This window comes from Methyloterricola oryzae (genome assembly GCF_000934725.1).
GTDB classification, from domain to species: domain Bacteria; phylum Pseudomonadota; class Gammaproteobacteria; order Methylococcales; family Methylococcaceae; genus Methyloterricola; species Methyloterricola oryzae.
The window spans coordinates 1-1,993 of the sequence record NZ_JYNS01000062.1; the positions used below are offsets into that span (position 1 = coordinate 1).

Below are 1,993 nucleotides of genomic sequence, written 5' to 3' on the forward strand. Positions count from 1 at the left end.
GCTGGATCATCGAAGGGGCCGTCAGATTGGTTGGTCATGCCGCTATTTTACGGGGTCACGGCTCGTACCGGAGCGATTTAATCGGTGTTTCCTTAACGAAATCATGGTTGACAAGCACTATTCCTCCTGGAGAATCCTGAACCTATAGGGTTAGTTTGGCCCGACATAATGTCGCCAAAGCATTAGCTGAAATTAGCATTCCTCTTATTTATTAATCAAAATCCTCAATGTTCATACTCGCTGTAAATTACTTTTACTGGCTCGTCGAATCGACGATTCGTTCCGCACAGCGGAATTAAATGTATCGGGAGAGTAATCGCTATCACCAGGCTGGATAAGGCGCATACGGGCAATCGACTGGGTCTTTCAAAGGAAGCGTTGCTGGTTGCGTAATGGAACTTCAAGCAATCTAAGCCTGCTGTACATCCAACCATCCGTCCGTGGTGACGGTAACTAGAACACTACCCGGAGGCAACGGACATGCCTGATCTACGTCACTACCGACTTGGGTCCCTACTGGGACTCCTGAGTGTGCTTACCAGCATCGACGCATCGGCCTACCAATGCATACACGCCGCGACCCCACCCGCGCCGCCGCCCAATGGTGTCGTGTTGGGGATTCCCGGAGGCATTGCATTGGTGCTGACGCTCCCAACTGACAGTGTGCATCCGGTTTCTTTAACTGGCGACTGTGTGGGGCCGGAACTCGCGCCGCACTCTATCAGTGTCGCGCCCGGCGTGGCGTTGGCCTTTTTCGGAACCGATAGCGGAACCCAAACCAAAGACGCGCTGGTCCTTCCGTGGGGAGCGGTAAATGCGCAGAACAGCAACGGCATTCCGCTTCTTAATCTTTATAATGGCCGCGTGGGCACCATGGGGCGTTACCAATTCTGGGGCGGGCTGACCAGCATCCGTCTCATGGACACATCCAATATGCTCCAGCAGTATTTTTCCTGCCGCAGTTGCGTGTTCCCTCCTAATTCGAGCTTCATCTTGAGCGGCGTACCCCCGCAGGTCATCGACTACCTCGGTGATCTCACCAATGCCAAAATGCCCAAGGCCAAAGTCGTAAATTTGCCCGATGTGGGCTTCAAATTTGACGGAGCCGATCTCAGCGGGGCAACCCTTTTAGGCAGATTCAATAACAGCTCGTTTTCGAATGTCACCGTCGACGGCACCACCTTTGGTGCGGACCTCATCGGCGCCACGTTTTCTGAGATCCTTTACAAAACCACTCCACCGACTTTCGGGGGGAACCTCGGAGGAACAGGTGATCAGTGCACACAGTTCAAAAACAGCAATTTGATCGGTGCTTCCTTTGACACTCTAATGTGGCAACCCGCGCTTCCTTGTTCTGAGCCTTGGTTCCCCGGAAGCCAGCTTGATTTGAAAGCCGTTGGGCAGCTGCTGATTGCTTCCAAACCGCAAGCTCCAAATGGTGGTCCCATAAACTGGACCGGCGCGCAGGTGATCGCCACCGCCGCCGATCGCAAGGCGCTGGCCGGCATCGACCTGTCAGGGGCCATTATCGAGGGTCTTAAAATTCAAGGCGAAGCCGCGGATCTCACCGGCATCCACCTTGATGGCGCCACCCTGAGCGGGGTCGATCTGTCCCTGGCCACGCTGACCAACGCCAGCCTCACCAATGTCAACGCCGCCCGCGCGATATTCCAGTATGCCGACCTGTCCGGGGCAAACTTCTCCGGACAGCAGACCAAGCTCCAGACCGCCGATTTCGTGAACGCCATCCTCAGCGGCGCCAAGTTCGCCAACGCTGACCTCTCCGGCGCGGCTTTCAACGGTGCACTCGGCCGGGATGTCGATTTCAGCGGCGCCACCGCCATCGATGCAGTCTTCCGCGGCGCCCACCTCTATGGCAACGGGCAGGCCTTCAACAACGCCACCGACCTCTCCAACATCGACTTTAGCAACGCCGTCCTCGCCAGCGACCCCACCCAGAGCGGCGGCTTCGATTTCACCGGCGCCACCTTGA

At 56.2% G+C, this 1,993-nt stretch carries 1 protein-coding gene; it reads left to right on the forward strand.

Annotation, left to right across the window (positions count from 1 at the left end; translation table 11 throughout):
• Positions 1 to 531 precede the first annotated feature (531 nt).
• The coding region (locus tag EK23_RS21240; protein WP_162196157.1) for a pentapeptide repeat-containing protein at positions 532 to 1,993 on the forward strand (1,462 nt) is incomplete at its 3' end.